Genomic DNA, 19,326 nt, shown 5'->3' with positions numbered 1-19,326 from the left:
CGCTATTCCCGGCAAATACGGCAGAACGGCCATGCGCATTGACACCCTCGCGCCCGGGTGGTGGGCTCGGAGCCCGCCGGGGCCCACCGCCTGCGGTCCGAGGGAATCGGCACGGCGGTCCATCGCCGGCAGTCGGTCGTTACGAAGGGGAGCGCGACGTGCGGATCGGGCGCAGAAGGCAGGCAACGGCCGTGGCCGCCGCCGTGATCGGCGGACTCCTCGGATCCGTCTCCGTCGCTCCGGCCGCGACGGCCGCTCCCGTCGATCCCGGCAGGCCTGCGGTCGGCACCGCCGACCGCGCCGACAGCGCGCGGACCCCGTCCGTCTGGCCCCGGCCGCAGAGCCTGAAGACCACCGGGCCCGCCGTGCCGCTGGGCTCCGAGGCCACGCTCGTCGCCGCGCCGGACGCCGATCCGTACGCCGTCGAACAGGCGCGCACCCTGCTGCGCGGGGCGGGCGTCCGGACCCTGCACGAGAGCCTGCCGGGCGGCGGGCCCGTGGTGCGCGTCGGGGGCGGCGGTGCCGCCGAGGCACTGCGGGCGCTGCGCGCTCCCGACCGGGCCGATCTGCCGTCGGGCGGCTACCGGCTCGCGGTGGGCCAGGTCTCCGGACGCGCCACCGTGGCGCTGGACGGGCTCGGCGCGGACGGCCTCTTCCACGCCGTCCAGACCCTGCGCCAGTTGATCGCCGACGGCTCGGTGGCCGGCGTGACGGTACGGGACTGGCCGGGAACCGCCGTACGCGGCATGGCCGAGGGGTTCTACGGAGAGCCGTGGACACGCGAGGAGCGGCTCGCCCAGATCTCCTTCATGGGCCGGACCAAGCAGAACCGCTTTCTCTACGCGGCGGGTGACGACCCCTACCGGCTGGCGCGCTGGCGCGAGCCGTACCCGGCCGACCGGCGGGCCGACTTCCGGGCGCTCGCCGAGCGGGCGCGCGCCGAGCACGTCACGCTCGGCTGGGCGGTCTCTCCCGGTCAGGCGATGTGCATGGCCTCGGAGAGGGACGTCCGGGCGCTGACGAAGAAGATCGACGCCATGTGGGCGCTGGGCATCCGGGTCTTCCAGCTCCAGTTCCAGGACGTCAGCTACAGCGAGTGGCACTGCGACCTGGACGCGGAGACCTTCGGCAGCGGGCCGAAGGCGGCGGCCCGGGCGCAGGCCCGGGTCGCGGGCGCCCTCGCCCGGCATCTGGAGGAACGGCACCCGGACGCGGCCCCCCTGTCGGTGCTGCCGACGGAGTTCTACCAGGACGGGGCCACCGACTACCGCACCGCGCTCGCGGCCGAGCTGGACGACCGGGTGCAGGTGGCCTGGACCGGTGTCGGGGTGGTGCCGAAGAAGATCACCGGCGGTGAACTGGCCGGGGCCCGCGCCGCGTTCCGCCACCCGCTGGTGACGATGGACAACTACCCGGTCAACGACTACGCCCAGGACCGCATCTTCCTCGGCCCGTACACCGGCCGGGACCCGGCGGTGGCGAGCGGTTCGGCGGCGCTGCTGGCCAACGCGATGGAGCAGGCGTCGGCCTCGCGGATCCCGCTGTTCACCGCCGCCGACTTCGCCTGGAACCCGAGGGGATACCGCCCGGACGAGTCGTGGCGGGCGGCCGTCGAGGATCTGGCGGGCGGGGACGCGGGCGCCCGGGACGCGCTGCTGGCGCTGGCCGGGAACAGCGCGGGCTCGGTGCTCGGCGCGGAGGAGTCCGCCTACCTCCAGCCCCTGTTCGACGCGTTCTGGAACACCCGTGCGGACGCCCCCCGCCGCGACCGGGCGGCGGCCGAGCTGCGCGCGGCCTTCTCCGTGATGCGCGGGGCCCCCGAGCGGCTGAAGACCCCCGCCGACGGCCGGCTGACCGAAGAGGTGCGCCCCTGGACGGAGCAGCTGGCCCGCTACGGCCGGGCCGGTGAGCTCGCGGTGGACCTGCTCCAGGCGCAGGCCGCCGGGGACGCGCGCCGCCGCCTGGCGCGTCCAGCTGGCCCTGGAGCCGCTGCGCGAGGAGATCGAGGCGAGCCGGGCCACGGTCGGCGAGGGTGTCCTGGACCCGTTCCTGGACAGGGCGGCGAAGGTGTCGGCCGGATGGAACGGCGTCGACCGCGCCTCGGGGCGGGTCACGAAGGACGCGCACAGCTATACGGTCCGGCTGGCCGGACCCCGCCCGGTGGCGGCCGTGACGGCGCTCGCCGAGCCCGGATCCGCGCTCGCCGGCGCGGTCGTGGAGGCCCACGTGCCCGGTGAGGGGTGGCGGGGGCTCGGGAAGCTCTCGCCGAGCGGCTGGACCCAGACCGCCGCGAAGGGGCTGCGCGCGGACGCCGTACGGGTCACGGTGCCGGAGGCCGCCCGGACCGCCCCGCCCTCGTATCTCAGCCCCACCCTGCCCTCCTCCCCCTCCCCCGCCGTCGCGGCGGGGTCCCCGCAGGTGCGCGCCCTGGTGCCGTGGTTCGGCGACGAGCCCGCCGCCACGCTCGACCTGACGCGCGGCGAGACGGACGCGGAGATCGGCGGCGATCCCCAGCGGGTCGAGGCCCGGCTGGCCGGGCGGCGTCCGGTCGAGGTGAAGGGCAAGCTCACCGCGAAGGCCCCCGAGGGCATCGAGGTGCGGGTCCCGAAGCAGACGACCGTGCCGCGCGGATCGCGTACGGAGGTGCCCGTGGACATCACCGTCCCGGCGGACACCCCGGCGGGCGAGTACGAGGTTCCGCTGGCCTTCGGCGGCCAGGAGTCCACGCTGACCGTGCGGGCCTTCCCGCGTACGGGCGGCGCGGATCTGGCGCGTACGGCGAAGGCCTCGTCGTCCGGCGACGAGACCCCGGACTTTCCCGCCTCGGCGGCCTCCGACGGCGATCCGGAGACCCGGTGGTCCTCGCCGGTGGAGGACGGGGCCTGGTGGGGGGCGGAGCTGCCGGAGCCGGTGCGCCTGGGCCAGGTGGTGCTGAACTGGCAGGACGCGTACGCCTCCCGCTACCGGATCCAGGTCTCCGCCGACGGCCGCGTCTGGCGCACCGCCGCGACGGTGACGGAGGGCCGGGGCGGGCGCGAGTCGGTCCGGATGGACGCGAAGGACACCCGGTTCATCCGGGTGCAGGGGGACGGCCGGGCGACGGAGTACGGCTACTCGCTCTGGTCGGTGGAGGCGTACGCGGTCGTGGACGACTGACCGTCTGTGCGTACGGACTGACCGCGTACGTACAGAGTGACCGCGTACGTCCAGCTGACCCTGTGCGTACGGGCTGACCCCGTACGTCCAGGGGAAACGGCGAAGACCCGGATCTCAGGCGGACACGCCGTCGATCCGGGCCATCACGTCGTCCGCGCCGAACGGTTGCAAGTACGGCAGCCAGCGCGGGTCGCGGTGCCCGGTCCCGATGATCCGCCAGGCCAGGCCGGTCGGCGGGGCGGGCTGGTGGCGCAGCCGCCAGCCGAGCTCGGGCAGATGGCGGTCGGCCTTGACGTGGTTGCAGCGGCGGCAGGCCGCCACCACGTTGTCCCAGGCGTGCTGTCCGCCGCGGCTGCGCGGGATGACGTGGTCGACGCTGGTCGCGGCGGCCCCGCAGTACATGCAGCGCCCGCCGTCCCGGGCGAACAGCGCCCGCCGCGTCAGGGGGACGGGGCCCCGGTAGGGGACCCGGACGAAGCGCTTGAGCCGGACCACACTGGGTGCGGGCACGGCACGGGTGGCACTGTGCAGGAAGGAGCCGGACTCTTCAAGGCAGATGGCCTTGTTCTCCAGGACGAGGACGAGCGCGCGGCGGAGCGGTACGACGCCGAGCGGCTCGTACGACGCGTTGAGAACCAGGACGTGCGGCACGGTGGATGCCTCCTTGTACGCCGGCGGCGCGTGGCTCGCGCCGGGACGATCCGATCTCAGTCTCTCCTCATGCCTGGTCAAAGCGCCACCACGTACGGGTAACGGGCCGAGAGGATTTTTCTCACTCCGGGCTCCACGCGCCGTTCGGCGGTGCCGAACAGGTGTTTCACCTGGGCGGGCGTCCGCACTGTGCGATCGGCCACAGCGGAGGTGTTCCCGGTGAGACCTCTCTCTCTTCCCACGACGGCAACGATCCACTCCCCCGGCTTCGTTAGTGTTACGACCAGCCGTCGTCCCCCTGGAGGTCCCTGTCGTGTCGCTGTCCGCCCTCTTGGCCGCAGCCCCGTCTCCCGAGCCGGGCGGCTCGCTGGACGATGCCGCCGAACAGGCCGGTAACGCCGCGGGCTGGGTCGAGGAGAACTGGTCCACCTGGCTGAGCACCGGGTTGCGCATCCTGGTGATCGTGGCGGTCGCGATCACGCTGCGTTATCTGATCCGGCGCGCCCTGACCAATCTGATCGAGCGGATGAACCGCGGCGCCCAGGCGGTCGAGGGCACGGCGCTGGGCGGGCTGCTGGTGAACGCCGAGCGCAGACGCCAGCGCTCGGAGGCGATCGGCTCGGTGCTGCGGTCGGTGGCCTCGTTCGTGATCATGGGCACGGCCGCCCTGATGGTCCTGGGCGCCTTCAAGATCAACCTGGCGCCACTCCTCGCCTCCGCCGGTGTCGCGGGCGTGGCTCTGGGCTTCGGCGCCCGCAACCTGGTCACGGACTTCCTCTCCGGCGTCTTCATGATCCTCGAGGACCAGTACGGGGTCGGCGACACCGTCGACGCGGGCGTCGCCTCGGGCGAGGTCATCGAGGTGGGGCTGCGCGTCACCAAGCTGCGCGGCGACAACGGCGAGATCTGGTACGTCCGCAACGGCGAGGTGAAGCGGATAGGCAACCTCAGCCAGGGCTGGTCCACGGCCGGGGTCGACGTCACGGTGCGTCCGACGGAGAAGCTGGAGCACGTCCGCGAGGCGATCGCCACGGCCGCCGAGACGATGACGAAGGAAGAGCCCTGGTCGGAGCGGCTGTGGGGCCCGGTGGAGGTGCTCGGTCTGGACGAGGTCCTGCTGGACTCCATGACCGTCCGCGTCACCGCCAAGACGATGCCGGGCAAGGCGCTCGGAGTGGAGCGCGAGCTGCGCTGGCGCATCAAGCAGGCGCTGGACGACGCGGGCATCCGGATGGTCGGCACGGTGCCGCTCCAGCCGGAGGGCGCGTCCACGGCGGACCCGACGGCCGCGATGGCCGCCCCGTCCGCGTACGCCTCGGCCGTCTCCCCGCAGTCGCTGGCGGCGACCCCGATACCGCCGCCGACGAACCTGAGCAAGTAGCCGTCGGACCCGAACGAGCGACCCCCGCCGCAGCGCCCCCGGCCGCCCCCTGGACCCCAGGGTGGCGACCGGGGGCGTCGCCATGCCGGGTAACACTTTGATTTCCGGACGGGGGTCACCCATTGACGCCCCGGTGACCTGCGGCCTACCGTCCTCTCAACCAAATAGGAAACTTTCCTAACAGAGTATCCCCGGATCCGCTCCGGAGGTCCTGAGAGCAGAGGGCGGTGCATCCACGATGGCGGGACCCACTCCCGGCGCACCCGGCACCCCGGGCACACCACGGGTGCTGCGGGCCATGAACGACCGGGCCGCCCTCGATCTGCTGCTGGAGCACGGGCCGCTCTCCCGGACCCGGGTCGGGAAGCTGACCGGCCTCTCCAAGCCCACCGCGTCCCAGCTGCTGGCCCGGCTGGAGGCGGCGGGGCTGGTCGTCGCCACCGGGACCAGCGAGGGGCGCCCCGGGCCCAACGCGCAGCTCTACACCGTGAACGCGCGGGCCGCCCATGTGGCCGGGCTCGACGTGAACGGCCGGCGCATCGTCGCCGCCGTCGCGGACGTGACCGGCCGGACCGTCGGGGAGTTCGAGCTGGCGACCCCGGGCCGGCGTGCCGACAGTGTGGTGCGCCAGGTCGCCGACGCGCTGGACGGTGCGGTGAAGGACGCCGGGCTCACCCGCGCCGACGTCCACCGGGTCGTCATCGGCACGCCGGGCGCCTTCGACCCGGGCACCGGGCGGCTGCGGTACGCCTCGCACCTGCCCGGCTGGCACTCCCCCACGCTGCTGGACGAGCTGGCCGCGTTCCTGCCGATGCCGGTGGAGTACGAGAACGACGTCAATCTGGTCGCCGTCGCCGAGCAGCGCCTGGGCGTGGCCCGCGGCCACGAGGACTTCGTCCTGCTGTGGAACGAGGAGGGCCTCGGCGCCGCCCTCGTCATCAACGGCCGGCTGCACCGCGGCTTCACCGGCGGCGCGGGCGAGGTCGGTTTCCTGCCGGTGCCGGGCACCCCGCTCGTGCGCCAGGTCGTCAAGGCCAACAGCGGCGGCTTCCAGGAGCTGGCGGGCGCCCAGGCGGTGCCCCGGCTCGCGAAGGCGCTGGGCGTCGACACCCCGCAGCAGCCGTACGCGAAGGTCGCCGCCGACCTGCTGGCGCGGGCGGCCGACGCGTACGAACGGGACGAGGCGCTCACCGAGCTGCTGCGCCAGTACGCCCAGCGGCTCGCCACCGGGCTCGCCTCCGTCACCGCCGTCCTGGACCCCGGGCTGATCGTGCTCTCCGGCCGAGCGGTCGCGGCGGGCGGCGAGATCCTGCGCTCCCTGATCCAGTCCGAGCTGGCCGAGCTCGCCGCCTCCCGGCCGCGGCTCGTGGTCGGCGAGATCGACCGCACCCCCGTACTGCGCGGCGCCCTGGAGAGGGCGCTCGCCGACACCCGCGACGAAGTGTTCGACACCTCGCGCTGAACCACGCCCGTCCCCCGTTCCCCGTCGTCTGCCTCTTCCCCGTCCCTGGGAGTTTTGTCATGCGCACAAGCCGTCTCACCACCACCGCCGTCGCCGTCGCCGCGATATCGGTGCTCGCCACCGCGTGTACCGGCCAGTCCGAGGCCGGCGCCTCCGACGACCCGAACGCGAAGACCACGATCAACTTCTGGCACGGCTGGAGCGCGCCCGCCGAGGTGAAGGCGGTCAAGGACAACATCGACCGGTTCGAGAAGGCCCACCCGAACATCACGGTGAAGGTCTCCGGCAACATCAACGACGACAAGCTCAACCAGGCGCTGCGCGCGGGCGGTTCGGACGGGCCCGACGTGGTCTCCTCCTTCACCACCGCCAACGTCGGCAAGTTCTGCTCGTCCGGCGCGTTCGCGGACCTGAAGCCGTTCATCGAGAAGTCGAAGCTCGACCTGGAGAAGACCTTCCCGAAGGTCCTCCTGGACTACACCCAGTTCGAGGGCAGGCGCTGCGCCCTGCCGCTGCTCACCGACGCCTACGGCCTCTACTACAACAAGGACGCCTTCGAGAAGGCCGGGATCAAGGCCCCGCCGAAGACGATGTCGGAGCTGGCGAGCGTCGCCAAGAAGCTGACGGTGGAGAAGGGCGACAGCTACGAGCAGCTCGGCTTCATGCCGACCTTCCACGGCTACGAGACCGTCGCCGACCACTACCTGTCCTCGTGGGACCACACCTACTTCGACGAGAACGGCAAGTCCAACATCGCCAAGGACCCGGCGTTCGCGGAGATGTTCACGTACCAGAAGAAGCTCGTCGAGGACCTCGGCGGCTACGACAGGCTGGAGAAGTACCGGGGCACCTTCGGTGACGAGTGGGGCGCCAAGCACCCGTTCCACACCGGGCAGGTGGCCATGCAGCTGGACGGCGAGTGGCGGCTCGGGATGGCCGAGGAAACGAAGCCCGGCTTCGAGATCGGCGTCGCGCCGATGCCCGTCGCCGACGACGAGGCCGACAGCTACGGCAAGGGCTTCCTCTCCGGCACCATCGTGGGCATCGCCCCGGCCAGCAAGAAGCAGAACGCCGCCTGGGAGCTGGTGAAGTACATGACCAGCGACACCGAGGCGGTCGTCGCCTTCGCCAACGGCATCCGCAACGTGCCCTCCACCTTCGAGGCGCTGAAGTCCCCCGACCTGAAGTTCGACCCGCGTTTCAAGACCTTCCTGGACATCGCGCAGCACCCGAAGTCCAACACTCCCGACGGGGCCGTCAACGGCTCGACGTACCAGCAGACGATCCAGGACTTCGGCTACCAGTACGAGAAGGGCGCGGTGAAGGACCTGCAGGCCGGTCTGGAGAAGACCGCGAAGCAGATCGACACCGACATCGCCAAGGCCAAGTAGCCACCGATGACAACGCACACACTCCGCTCCAAGCGCCGCAGGTCGGCGCTGCGCACAGCGGCCTTCATGTCGCCGTGGCTGATCGGGTTCTCGGTCTTCTTCGCGTATCCGATGGTCTCGACCGTCTATTTCTCCTTCACGCAGTACGACGGCTTCGGGGCTCCGGTCTTCAACGGGCTGACCAACTGGACGTACGTCTTCAGCGACTACCCGATGTTCTGGCCGTCTCTACGCAACACGCTGTGGCTGGTCCTCGTCATGGTCACCTGCCGGGTCGTCTTCGGCCTCGGCATCGGCATGCTGATCACGAAGATCAAGACGGGGACCGGGGTCTTCCGGACCCTGTTCTACCTGCCCTATCTGGCCCCTCCGGTCGCCGCGACGCTCGCCTTCGTCTTTCTGCTCAACCCCGGCACCGGGCCCGTCAACGCGATCCTCGGGGAGCTGGGGCTGCCGACGCCGGGCTGGTTCAACGACGCCACCTGGTCCAAGCCGGCGCTCACCATGCTCGCGGTGTGGGGCATCGGGGACCTGATGGTCATCTTCATGGCGTCGCTGCTGGACGTGCCGACCGAGCAGTACGAGGCGGCCGAGCTGGACGGCGCGTCCGCCTGGCAGAAGTTCCGCTTCGTGACCCTGCCGAACATCTCGCCGATCGTGCTGTTCGCCGTGGTGACGGGCGTCATCCAGGCGATGCAGTACTACACGCAACCACTCGTCGCCGGGAAGGTCGCGTCCGGGGTCATCGGCGGCTCCGGGCAGTCCTTCGAACCCGGCTATCCCGACAAGTCGACACTGACGCTCCCGCAGCTCGTCTACAACCTGGGCTTCCAGCGCTTCGACTACGGCGCGGCCTGCGTCGTCGCCCTCGTCCTGTTCGCCCTGGCCATGGCCTTCACCGCGCTGCTGATGCGGGGCCGCAACAACCTGATCCAGGCCGGTGACTGAGCCATGACCCACCTCCTCGACGCCGTCGACAAGACCACCACCGCCTCCCCGGAGAACTCCCCGCTGACCCCCGCCGCGCGCACCGCCCGGCGCAAGGCGCTGCTGCACTGGATCGCCGTGCACTCGCTCGGGATCGCCGCCGCGCTCTTCTTCGTGCTCCCGTTCGTCTTCGTGGTGCTGACCTCGCTGATGAGCGACCAGCAGGCGCTGACCCGCGACCTCACCCCGAACACCTGGGAGTGGGGCAACTACGAGCGGGTCTTCAACACCCCGGGCTTCCTGACCTGGTGGCGCAACACCCTGCTGTACGCGGGCGTCGGCACCGTCCTCACCGTCGTCTCGTCCGTCCCGGTGGCATACGCGCTGGCGAAGTTCCGCTTCCGGGGCCGCAAGCTGTCGCTGATGCTCGTCATCTCGATGATGATGCTGCCGCCGCAGGTCATCATCATCCCGATGTACCTGTTCTGGGCGAAGCAGATGGACCTGTCCGGCACCTTGTGGCCGCTGATCATCCCGATGGCCTTCGGCGACGCGTTCTCCATCTTCCTGCTGCGGCAGTTCCTGCTGACCATCCCGAACGAGTACCTGGACGCCGCCAAGGTCGACGGCTGCGGTGAGTTCCGTACGCTGATGAAGGTCGTCCTGCCGATGGCCAAGCCCGGCATCGCGGCCATCGCCCTCTTCCAGTTCTTCGCCGCCTGGAACGACTACTTCGGACCACAGATCTACGCCTCCGAGAACCCGGCCGCCTGGACGCTCAGTTACGGCCTCGAATCCTTCAAGGGCGCACACCACACCGACTGGAACCTGACCATGGCCGCGACCGTTCTGGTCATGGCCCCCGTGATCGCCGTCTTCTTCTTTGCCCAGAAGGCATTCGTCGAGGGCGTCACACTGACCGGAGTAAAGGGCTGACTATGAAGCTCGCAGTAGTGGGTGGCGGGTCCACCTACACCCCTGAACTGATCGACGGATTCGCCCGGCTGCGGGACACGCTGCCGATCGAGGAGCTGGTGCTCGTCGATCCGGCGGCCGACCGTCTGGACCTGGTGGGAGGTCTCGCCCGGCGGATCTTCGCCAAGCAGGACCACGCCGGGAGGATCACGACCACCACCGACATCGACGCGGGCGTCGCCGACGCCGACGCGGTCCTGCTCCAGCTGCGCGTCGGCGGACAGGCCGCGCGCGACAAGGACGAGACCTGGCCGCTGGAGTGCGGCTGCGTGGGCCAGGAGACCACCGGCGCCGGCGGCCTCGCCAAGGCCCTGCGCACCGTGCCCGTCGTCCTGGACATCGCCGAGCGGGTCCGCCGCGCCAACCCGGACGCCTGGATCATCGACTTCACCAACCCGGTCGGCATCGTCACCCGCGCCCTGCTCCAGGCCGGGCACAAGGCCGTGGGCCTGTGCAACGTGGCGATCGGCTTCCAGCGGAAGTTCGCCCGGCTGCTGGACGTGAACCCCTCCGAGGTGCACCTCGACCACGTCGGGCTCAACCACCTGACGTGGGAGCTGGGCGTCCGCCTGGGCGGCCCGGACGGCGAGAACGTCCTGCCGAAGCTGCTCGCCGAGCACGGCGACGCCATCGCCGACGACCTCCGCATGCCCCGGCAGATCGTCGACCGGCTCGGCGTCGTCCCCTCGTACTACCTGCGCTACTTCTACGCCCACGACGAGGTGGTCAGGGAGCTCGGCACCAAGCCGTCCCGGGCCGCCGAGGTCGCGGCGATGGAGAAGGAACTGCTCGCGATGTACGGCGACCCGACGCTGGACGAGAAGCCCGAGCTGCTCGCCAAGCGCGGCGGCGCGTTCTACTCCGAGGCGGCCGTGGACCTGGCGGCCTCCCTGCTGGGCAACGGCGGCTCCCCGGTCCAGGTGGTCAACACGTACAACAACGGGACCCTGCCCTTCCTCCCGGACGACGCGGTGATCGAGGTCCAGGCCCGGGTCGGGCACGACGGCGCGACACCGCTGGCCGTACCGGCGCTGGACCCGCTGTACGCCGGGCTGATCGCCAACGTGACGGCGTACGAGGACCTCGCCCTGGAAGCCGCGCTGCGGGGTGGCCGGGACCGGGTCTTCAAGGCGCTCCTCGCCCACCCGCTGATCGGCCAGTACGCGTACGCCGAGGGCCTCACCGACCGGCTGATCGCGCACAACCGGGAGCACCTCGCGTGGGCGTGAACGTGTCGGTCGTCGCCATCGACGCGGGCAACAGCAAGACCGACGTGGCACTGGTCGGCGAGGACGGCACGGTGCTGTCCACGGCGCGCGGCGGCGGCTTCCAGCCGCCCGTGGTCGGGGTGGAGGCGGCGATCGACGGGCTGGCCGCCGCGCTGGAGCGGGCCGTCGCGGAGCTGCCGGACGCCGGTGGCCCGTTCGGCGCGTCCGCCCATGTCTCCGCGTGCCTGGCCAACGCCGATCTGCCGGTCGAGGAGGCCGAGTTGGCCGGGGCCCTCCGGGCCCGCGGCTGGGGCTCCTCGGTGGAGGTGCGCAACGACACCTTCGCGATCCTGCGCGCCGGGGTGGACGAGCCCCGGGGCGTCGCGGTGGTGTGCGGGGCCGGGATCAACTGCGTGGGCATGACCCCGGACGGGCGGACCGCCCGCTTCCCCGCGATCGGGCGCATATCCGGTGACTGGGGTGGCGGTTCGGGGCTCGCCGAGGGGGCGCTGTGGTTCGCCGCGCGCGCCGAGGACGGGCGCGGCGAACCGTCCGAGCTGGCCCGTGCGCTGCCCGCCCACTTCGGGCTCGACTCGATGTACGCGCTCATCGAGGCGCTGCACCGGGGCGGGATCCCGTCGGCGCGGCGGCACGAGCTGACACCGGTGCTGTTCGCGACCGCCGCGGGCGGGGACCCGGTGGCCCTCGCGCTGGTGGAGCGGCAGGCCGAGGAGGTGGTGGCGATGGCCTCGGTCGCGCTGGGACGGCTCGGTCTGCTGGCGGAGGAGGTTCCGGTGCTGCTGGGCGGCAGCGTGCTGGCCGCGCGCCATCCGCAGCTGAACGACCGGATCACCGAACTCCTCGCGGCACGCGCCCCGAAGGCCGAGGTGCGCGTCGTGTCCGAGCCGCCGGTGCTGGGCGCGGCGCTGCTGGGCCTGGACCGTACGGGCGCGGCGCCGCAGGTCCACCGGAGGCTGCGCGCGCAGTACGTCTGAGGACCGAGCACGTCGTACGTCACCGGGGGCGTCCCCTCACGCGGTTCGCGTGGGGGGACGTTCCTCGTACGGGTGAACGCCGGGCACGCGCGGGGCGCGAGGGAACCGATCGGGCGCCTGGAACGTGTACCTGATGGGGAGTCCGTTCGCCGGCGGGTCTTAGGGGGATGTATCAGGGCACGTTGTCCCGCTTGCCTTGATCGGCCGCGTCCGTCCTGATCGAATGCGGGGACTGATGCGGGGACTCATGTGGGGGCTCATGCGGGGACTTACGTCGGGACCGGTGTGGGGGGCGCTACGGGAAACAGCCGTTCCCGGTGTGGATGTCCGCCGCCGGGGCCATACTTCTGGCCGGGCGCGCGTCCCCGGGCCGGGGGCGGGGGCCCGCCGTCAGTGACCGAGGGGGAGGTCGAGTGACACACCCGCCGAGCGGCGGCACGCAGACGCTGCGCACGCCGGACCCGGTGTCCGCGCACGCCGGCATGGACGCACCGCGCCGCACCACGTGGGCCGGGCAGGCGGAGCGCCTGCGCGCCGTGGCGACGACCGAGCCCGGCCGGCTCCAGCTCATCGGGGCCGTCCTGGCCCTGCTGGTCGTGGCGTTCGGCGCGGTGACCACCCTGGAGATCTCGTCGCGGGCGTCGTCGGCCGACGACGTGGTCAGCCGCAGTCAGCCGCTCAGCGCCGACGCGGCGGACATCTACCGTTTCCTGGCGGACGCGGACACGACGGCGGCCAGTGGGTTCCTCGCGGGTGCGCAGGAGCCCGAGGCCGTGCACGAGCAGTATCGGAAGGACATCGAGGAGGCGGCCCGGCTGCTGGTGAAGGCGTCGGGGAGCACCGACTCCGACAGCGCGTCCAGCCGTGAGATAGCCACCCTCAACAAGCTGCTCCCGGTCTACACGGGCCTGATCGAGCGCGCCCGCGCCAACAACCGCCAGGGCCTGCCGCTGGGCGGCGCCTATCTCCGGTACGCCAACCAGAAGATGACCGGCGAGATGCTGCCGGCCGCCGAGCGGCTGTACGCGGCGGAGACGGGCCGCCTGGAGACGGACTCCGCCGACGCCCGGCAGTGGCCGCTCCTGTCGCTCGGCGCCGGGATCCTGGTGCTCGGCGCGCTGGGGTGGATGCAGCGGCGCACCTACCGCCGGACGAACCGGGTGCTGAACCACGGTCTGCTGGCGGCCACGGCCGCCGCCTCGGTGGTGCTGCTCTGGCTGGCCGTGGGGCACACGGTGGCGCGTACGGAGCTGCGGTCGGCGATGGTGCACGGCCAGGCGTCCCTGGATGTGCTCAACGACGCGCGGATCAACTCCCTGAAGGCGCGCGCCAACGAGAACCTCACCCTGGTGGCGCGCGGTGCGGTGCTGACCCCCGACGGCTCCGCCGACCAGTACGAGGCGGACTACGGCACGGGGATGAAGGCGGTGCAGGACCGGTTGGAGAAGGCCGACCGGCTCGCGGACGACGAGAGCGGGAACGCGCCGGTCCTCGACGCGACCAAGGGCGTGGCCGAGTGGCGGGCCCGCCACCGCGAGGCCCGCGCCACGGACGACCGCGGGGACTACGACGGCGCCCTGGAGCAGATCATCGGGGCCGAGGGCTCCACCGGGCAGTCCTTCCAGCGGGTGGACGCCGCGCTGGAGAAGGCGCTCGCCCATGAGCAGGACGAGTTCACCGCGGCGGCGGAGGACGGGCGGGGCGCTTTGCGGGGCCTGCCGACCGGCGCCGCGGCGCTGGCGGTCCTGGGGGCCGCCGCCGTGATCGTCGGGGTCAACCGCAGGCTCTCGGAGTACCGGTGAGAGGGGCAGCGATGAGCAGGTCGAAGGAGCGTTCCGCACGCGGCGGCCTGCGCGGCTGGGGCGGCGTGGCGGGGATGGCGGCGGCGTGCGCGGTCACCGCGGCGCTCACCCTGCTGCCGCTGGCCCACCACAGCGGCGCGGCGGCCGGAGCGGACACCCCGGGCGGCGGAGCGGTGACGGCCGACCGGGCACGGGCCGAGGAGTGCACCGAACCGGAGGCGAGCCTGCCCGCGTCGGGTGCCGACGGCCCCAGCATCGAGAAGATCAAGGAGCGCGGCAAGCTGATCGCGGGCGTCGACCAGAACAGCTTCCGCTGGGGCTACCGCAATCCGGAGGCCCGGGAGCTGGAAGGGTTCGACATCGATCTGGTGCGGGCCATCGCCAAGGACATCCTGGGCGACCCGGACGCGGTGATCTTCCGCGCGATCCCCACCAACCAGCGCATCGCCGCCCTGGAGAACGACCGGGTCGACGTCGTCGTCCGGACGATGACGATCAACTGCAAGCGGCTGGAGCAGGTTTCCTTCTCCACCGCCTACTTCCAGGCCGGGCAGCAGGTGCTCGCCCCGAAGGGGTCGACGATCACCGGCTACGACACGTCGCTGAAGGGCAAGCGGGTCTGCTCGGCCGAGGGCTCCACGGCGTACGAGGCGCTGGAGAGGAAGTCGTTCGGGGCGCTCTACAAGGACGACTTCGACGGCACCGAGCGCGACCGGGACCTGCTGACCGTGCCCAACCAGCTGGACTGCCTGGTGCGGCTCCAGCTCGGCGAGGTCGACGCGATCGTCACGGACAACGCCCTGGCGGCCGGTCAGGCGGCGCAGGACCCGGCGGTGGAGCTCAAGGGGAAGGCCCCGTTCACCACGGAGTACTACGGCGTCGCGACGAAGAAGGGCGCCGACGACCTGGTGGCCCGGGTGAACAAGGTCCTCGTCGACTACCGGGCGGGCGGTGACAACAGCTCCTGGATGCAGTCGTACCGCAAGTGGCTGGAGGCCGGGCTGCCCGGCATAGCGGGCCCACCCGCCCCCAAGTACCGAGGCGACTGACCCGGCGCGCACCCCCGCGTGCGGACCGGGGCGAGCGGACCGGGACGGGGCCGGCAGACCGAGACAGACCGATCCCGCCGGGCCCACCGGCCCGGCGGGGAGAGCGGAGAGGTGATCGATGGGCGTCGCGGGATCCTTCCCCGGCTTCACGGGGAGGCCCCCCGGACCGGTCATGGACCGGGAGGAGGCGGACCGTGCGCTGGCCCGGCTCGGTGCGGAGCACGAGGCCATCGAGACCTCGCTCCTCGCGCTCCAGGACCATGCCGGCCGCCGGCTCCTGGAGGGCGCCGAGCTGACCGGCGTCACCCGGGAGCGCTGGGCCGTGACCGAGCAGTCGATCACCCTGCTGTGGGGCTATTTCGACGCGTACGCCGGCGCCCTGTCCGAGGCCCGGGAGATCCGTGCGCGGCGGCGCCATCCGAACCGGGAGGACCTCACCGCGCTGACCGAGCTCCTGCGCGGCGACGCCGTCACCGTCGCCAACCCGGGTGCTGTGCCGCCGCCTTCGGCCGCGGGTCCTGCCAGGCTCTCCGAGCGGTTCTCCCTCCAGGAGCTCGTCGCCCGGATGAACGAGCTGTACGCCAGGTCCCTGGACATGGTCGTCTCCTCCGACTCCGTGTGGTCGGCGCTGCCCGCCCGGATCGATCTGCTCGCCGCCGAGCTGCACCGGACGCGTTCGCTGGCGCACTCGGTGGGAGTGCGGCCCGGTGAGCATCCCGCCGGGGACGACCTGGCGGAGATCACCGAGGAGCTGGCCACACTGCGGGTGCAGGTGATCTCCGACCCGCTGGCGTTCTGGCTGCCGGGGCCCGGCAGCGCCGCGCCGGGCGGCGGCCGGCCCGACACCTCGCGCTACGACCGGGCGGCCCGCGCCCTGGAGGACGTACGGCGGGAGATCGAGGCGGTGCTCGCGGTCCGGCAGGACGCCGAGGCGCGGCTGGTGCGGCTGCGGGACGTGCTCTCGCGGGCCGACCGCACCCTGACGGAGGCACGGGCGGCACGCGGCGAGGTGCTGGCCAAGATCGCCGCCTCCGAGGTGCCCGCGGTCAGCGGCCCGCCCACGGCCCTCCAGGAGCGGCTGGCGGCGGCGTCGGACCACCGCAGGTACGCCCAGTGGCACCGGCTGTCGCCGCTGCTGGAGTCGCTGGAGCAGGAGGCCGAGGACGAACTGCTGCGCGCCCGTGAGTCGCTGACCTCCGTGACGGCCCCGCTGGCGGTCCGCGCGGAGCTGCGCGGCCGGCTCGACGCGTACAAGGCGAAGGTGGCCCGGCACGGCCTGGCGGAGGATCCGGTGCTGATCGAGCGGTACGACGTGGCGCGCCGCATGCTGTGGAGCGCGCCGTGCGATCTGCGGGTCGCCGAGCAGGCCGTCCTGCGCTACCAGCACGCGGTCGCGGAGACGCTGACGCCGAGCCGGCCCGACGGACCGCAGGACCGGCGGTCCACGGGCACAGGCGCCGGCGCCGGCGAAGAGGGGGAGACACGATGAGTACGCAGTGCCAGCGCCCCGCGTGCGAGGGGAACTACGAGGACATGGGCGGCGGTGAGCTGTACTGCGACACCTGCGGTCTGGCTCCGGTGGTCTCGCCGACGGGCATGGTCTCCTCGCCGCCGACCGGGATCGCCGGGGGCGGCCGGACGAGCAACAGGGACAGTTCGTCGGGGCGGTCCGGCTCCCGCGCCTCGGGACGTGCCTCCTCCCGTTCGTCGACCTCGCGCCGCTCGGTCTCCGGCCGGCTGTCGCGCTCGCTGTCCGGTGCGTCCACCTCCCGTTCGGTCTCGGTGCGTTCCTCCGGCTCGACGTCGGCGGCCTCGGCCCGGGGGCGGCTCGGCGTCGGTCTGGTGGAGGTCCCGGACGTGCCCCGGCCCGATCCGCGCACGGCGGTGATGGAGAACCCGGAGGTGCCCGAGCGCAAGCGGTTCTGCTCCCGTTCGGACTGCGGTGCGCCGGTGGGCCGTTCGCGCGGAGAGCGGCCGGGCCGCACCGAGGGCTTCTGCACCAAGTGCGGCCACCCGTACTCCTTCGTGCCGAAGTTGACCGGCGGCGACATCGTGCACGGCCAGTACGAGGTCGTGGGCTGCCTGGCGCACGGCGGGCTCGGCTGGGTCTACCTGGCGGTGGACCGGGCCGTTTCGGACCGCTGGGTGGTCCTCAAGGGCCTGTTGGACACCGGCGACCAGGACGCGATGGCCGCCGCGATCTCCGAGCGCCGCTTCCTCGCCGAGATCGAGCACTCCAACATCGTCCGGATCTACAACTTCGTCGAGCACCTGGACCAGCGGACCGGCTCGCTCGACGGCTACATCGTGATGGAGTACGTCGGCGGCAAGGCGCTGAAGGAGATCGCCAACGAGCGCCGCACCCCGGCCGGGAAGCGCGACCCGCTGCCGGTCGAGCAGGCCTGCGCGTACGGGATCGAGGCGCTGGAGGCGCTCGGTCATCTGCACAGCCGCAACCTCCTGTACTGCGACTTCAAGGTCGACAACGCGATCCAGACCGAGGACCAGCTCAAGCTGATCGACATGGGCGCGGTGCGCCGGATGGACGACGAGGAGTCGGCCATCTACGGGACGGTCGGCTACCAGGCCCCCGAGGTCGCGGAAGTGGGCCCGTCGGTCGCCTCCGACCTCTACACGGTGGCCCGGACGCTGGCGGTCCTCACCTTCGACTTCCAGGGGTACACGAACGTCTTCGTGGACTCGCTGCCGGACCCGGACAACATCGAGGTGTTGCGCACCTACGAGTCGTTCTACCGGCTGCTGGTGCGCGCCACGGACCCGGACCCGGCCCGCCGGTTCGCCTCCGCCGCTGAGATGGCCGAGCAGCTTACGGGGGTGCTGCGGGAGGTCGTGGCGCTCCAGACGGGCCGGCCGCGTCCCGCTCTGTCGACGCTGTTCGGTGCGGAACTACGCGTGATCGACACCGAGTTGTTCGCCCGGCAGACGGACGACGTCTCGCGGCTGGGCGGCCGGGAGACCGGCTCCGGGCGGGGCGGGCTCCGGGGCCGCCGCAAGGGCGGCGGCAGCCCGCCGTCCGGAGTTCCGGCGCAGGGCGGCACGTGGCAGCCCCACGGCGGCGCGGCTCCGGTCGCTCCGGGGGCCGTGACGTCCGCGGTGGCCGGGGCGCTGCCGGTGGGCGCCCAGCCGCCCGGCCCCGCGGGGGCCCGCCCGTCGGGTCCGGCGGGGGCCTCCGCGCTGGCGGCGCCGCCGACCCATGTCCGGGGCTCGGCGCAGGGCGGCGCCCCGCTCGCGTACGCTCCCCCGGCGCAGGCTCCGGTCCCGGCGCCCCGGGCGGCGGAGCCGGCCCCGGGCACGTCCGGGCCGTACGTCGCGACCGGACCGTACGGCCCCTTCGGGGCGACCTCCGGGGGCGTCCTGCTCGCCCTGTTCGACACGCGGGCCACGGCACTGGCGCTGCCGGTCCCCCGGGTCGACGCGATGGACCCGAACGCCGGTTTCCTCGCCGGTCTCATGGCCTCCGCCCCGGCCGAGCTGATCACGGCCCTGCGCACGGTGCCGGCCCCTTCGCTGGAGACCCGGCTGCGGGAGCTGCGGGCCCGGCTGGAGATGCGGGAGCTGGACTCGGCCGCCCGTGCGCTGACCACCCTGGAGGGTGAACACCCGGACGACTGGCGGGTCGTCTGGTATCGGGGCGTCACCTCGCTGGTCACCGGTGACCACGAGTCGGCGGCGCTCTCCTTCGACGCGGTCTACGACGCGTTCCCCGGGGAGATGGCGCCCAAGCTGGCGCTCGGGATCTGTGCGGAGGTGCTGGGCCAGTTGGACAACGCCGCCGAGTACTACCGCCTGGTGTGGGCGACCGACCCGGGGTTCGTCAGCGCCGCGTTCGGCCTGGCCCGGGTGCAGATCGCCGCCGGTGAGCGGGCCGGGGCGGTGAGCACCCTGGAGTCGGTGCCGGAGGCCTCGATCCACTACACGGCGGCCCGGGTCGCCGCCGTCCGGGCGCGGCTGCGCGAGCGCTCGCACCGGGAGCCGCTGCTGGCCGACCTGACGGCCGCCGGCGTCCAGGTGGCGGCGCTGGCCGCCTTCGGTCTGGACCCGGTGCGTCACGAGCAGCTGTCGACCGAGGTACTGGGCAAGGCGCTCGACTGGGTACTCTCCGGTAGTCCCGGTGTCCCGGGGCTGGGCGGACCGGCCGCCGGTTCGTCCGGGGCAGGAAAACTGCTCGGCGCCGAACTGAGCGAGCGGGGGCTGCGGTTCGGGCTGGAACGCTCGTACCGGATGCTCGCCCGGCTCGCGCAGCGGGGCGACGAGAGGATCGAACTGGTGGAGCGGGCCAACCGTTTCCGCCCCCGGACGTGGGTGTGA

The 19,326-nt window shown here is 72.6% G+C and carries 12 protein-coding genes and 1 pseudogene; 12 read left to right on the top strand and 1 reads right to left on the bottom strand.

The genetic code is table 11. The annotated features are described in order from the left end of the window. Positions 1 to 158: 158 nt before the first annotated feature. A pseudogene (locus tag AC3CH1_RS24905) lies at positions 159 to 3,156 on the top strand (beta-N-acetylglucosaminidase domain-containing protein). A 114-nt stretch (positions 3,157 to 3,270) separates the two neighbouring features. On the opposite strand, the gene AC3CH1_RS24900 reads toward AC3CH1_RS24905, so the two are convergent. Further along, positions 3,271 to 3,807, bottom strand: a complete 537-nt coding sequence (locus AC3CH1_RS24900; protein ID WP_003969129.1) for an HNH endonuclease — start codon at positions 3,805 to 3,807, stop codon at positions 3,271 to 3,273. Positions 3,808 to 4,120: 313 nt separating this feature from the next. On the opposite strand from AC3CH1_RS24900, the gene AC3CH1_RS24895 reads away from it, so the two are divergent. From AC3CH1_RS24895 to AC3CH1_RS24845, 11 genes are all read left to right on the top strand, one after another. Then, positions 4,121 to 5,188 (top strand): mechanosensitive ion channel family protein, encoded by a 1,068-nt coding sequence (locus AC3CH1_RS24895; protein WP_488464963.1) that lies wholly within the window; start codon positions 4,121 to 4,123, stop codon positions 5,186 to 5,188. A gap of 238 nt (positions 5,189 to 5,426) precedes the next feature. Beyond that, a complete protein-coding gene (locus tag AC3CH1_RS24890; RefSeq protein ID WP_488464962.1) occupies positions 5,427 to 6,650 on the top strand; it encodes an ROK family transcriptional regulator in 1,224 nt (407 codons plus the stop codon). A gap of 59 nt (positions 6,651 to 6,709) precedes the next feature. After that, positions 6,710 to 8,041, top strand: coding sequence for an ABC transporter substrate-binding protein (locus AC3CH1_RS24885; protein ID WP_488464961.1), 1,332 nt, complete (start codon positions 6,710 to 6,712; stop codon positions 8,039 to 8,041). A gap of 6 nt (positions 8,042 to 8,047) precedes the next feature. Then, the gene (locus tag AC3CH1_RS24880) at positions 8,048 to 8,989 is read left to right on the top strand and encodes a carbohydrate ABC transporter permease (RefSeq protein ID WP_488464960.1); all 942 of its coding nucleotides are present in this window, start codon (positions 8,048 to 8,050) and stop codon (positions 8,987 to 8,989) included. Between the two features lie 3 nt (positions 8,990 to 8,992). After that, positions 8,993 to 9,904 carry a carbohydrate ABC transporter permease gene (locus AC3CH1_RS24875; protein WP_488464959.1) on the top strand — a complete coding sequence of 304 codons (912 nt, stop codon included), beginning with the start codon at positions 8,993 to 8,995 and terminating at the stop codon, positions 9,902 to 9,904. A gap of 2 nt (positions 9,905 to 9,906) precedes the next feature. Further along, on the top strand, positions 9,907 to 11,172 hold the full coding sequence (locus tag AC3CH1_RS24870) for a 6-phospho-beta-glucosidase (RefSeq protein WP_488464958.1): 1,266 nt from the start codon (positions 9,907 to 9,909) through the stop codon (positions 11,170 to 11,172). Then, entirely contained in the window at positions 11,163 to 12,146 is a 984-nt protein-coding gene (locus AC3CH1_RS24865; RefSeq protein WP_488464957.1) for an N-acetylglucosamine kinase, read from the top strand. Before AC3CH1_RS24870 ends, AC3CH1_RS24865 begins: the two co-directional genes overlap by 10 nt. A 413-nt stretch (positions 12,147 to 12,559) precedes the next feature. Next, positions 12,560 to 13,948, top strand: a complete 1,389-nt coding sequence (locus tag AC3CH1_RS24860; protein WP_488464956.1) for a hypothetical protein — start codon at positions 12,560 to 12,562, stop codon at positions 13,946 to 13,948. 11 nt (positions 13,949 to 13,959) lie between these two features. Next, positions 13,960 to 14,997 (top strand): glutamate ABC transporter substrate-binding protein, encoded by a 1,038-nt coding sequence (locus AC3CH1_RS24855; RefSeq protein ID WP_488464955.1) that lies wholly within the window; start codon positions 13,960 to 13,962, stop codon positions 14,995 to 14,997. Between the two features lie 118 nt (positions 14,998 to 15,115). Then, positions 15,116 to 16,486: a hypothetical protein gene (locus AC3CH1_RS24850; RefSeq protein ID WP_488464954.1), complete on the top strand. Its 1,371-nt coding sequence runs from the start codon at positions 15,116 to 15,118 to the stop codon at positions 16,484 to 16,486. Next, positions 16,483 to 19,326, top strand: coding sequence for a serine/threonine-protein kinase (locus AC3CH1_RS24845; protein ID WP_488464953.1), 2,844 nt, complete (start codon positions 16,483 to 16,485; stop codon positions 19,324 to 19,326). Before AC3CH1_RS24850 ends, AC3CH1_RS24845 begins: the two co-directional genes overlap by 4 nt.

Source organism: Streptomyces sp. MGP-P1 (genome assembly GCF_057766565.1).
This window is presented reverse-complemented; position numbering and strand designations above follow the sequence as displayed.

Bases quoted from the DNA above. Each gene is read 5' to 3' on its own strand.
- AC3CH1_RS24850 (WP_488464954.1), top strand. From the start codon at position 15,116: ATGGGCGTCGCGGGATCCTTCCCCGGCTTCACGGGGAGGCCCCCCGGA.
- AC3CH1_RS24870 (WP_488464958.1), top strand. From the start codon at position 9,907: ATGAAGCTCGCAGTAGTGGGTGGCGGGTCCACCTACACCCCTGAACTG.
- AC3CH1_RS24875 (WP_488464959.1), top strand. From the start codon at position 8,993: ATGACCCACCTCCTCGACGCCGTCGACAAGACCACCACCGCCTCCCCG.
- AC3CH1_RS24885 (WP_488464961.1), top strand. From the start codon at position 6,710: ATGCGCACAAGCCGTCTCACCACCACCGCCGTCGCCGTCGCCGCGATA.
- AC3CH1_RS24855 (WP_488464955.1), top strand. From the start codon at position 13,960: ATGAGCAGGTCGAAGGAGCGTTCCGCACGCGGCGGCCTGCGCGGCTGG.
- AC3CH1_RS24880 (WP_488464960.1), top strand. From the start codon at position 8,048: ATGACAACGCACACACTCCGCTCCAAGCGCCGCAGGTCGGCGCTGCGC.
- AC3CH1_RS24845 (WP_488464953.1), top strand. From the start codon at position 16,483: ATGAGTACGCAGTGCCAGCGCCCCGCGTGCGAGGGGAACTACGAGGAC.
- AC3CH1_RS24890 (WP_488464962.1), top strand. From the start codon at position 5,427: ATGGCGGGACCCACTCCCGGCGCACCCGGCACCCCGGGCACACCACGG.